1 protein-coding gene is annotated in these 313 nt (G+C 45.4%); it reads left to right on the top strand.

All coding sequences use genetic code 11. The annotated features are described in order from the left end of the window. Nucleotides 1–313: serine dehydratase beta chain (locus R8925_RS15985; RefSeq protein WP_430536766.1), on the top strand; the 313-nt coding region annotated here is incomplete at both ends.

The following is a 313-nucleotide window of genomic DNA, read 5'->3' as shown; positions in this document are numbered from 1 at the left end:
GCCAATGCAGGTGGATATTCATTTGTATGGTTCTTTTGCGAAAACGTATAAGGGTCCCGGGACGGATGTAGCGCTTATTGGTGGGCTTCTGGGTTTTGAGACGGATGATGAGCGGATGCAAGATGCGATTACATTGGCTAAGGAATGGGGAATGCACATTAATTTCATCGAGGAGCGAGAAGAGGCAGCTCACCCTAATACTGTAAAACTATTACTTAAAAATGGGATGCAGCAGACAACGCTTGTAGGGGGTTCCATTGGCGGTGGAAAAATTGAAATCGTGCGTCTAAATGAGTTTGAGCTTGAGTTTACG

Origin of the sequence: Listeria rocourtiae subsp. hofi (assembly GCF_963575615.1) — a bacterium.
Classification (GTDB): Bacteria; Bacillota; Bacilli; order Lactobacillales; family Listeriaceae; genus Listeria_A; species Listeria_A hofi.
This window is presented reverse-complemented; position numbering and strand designations above follow the sequence as displayed.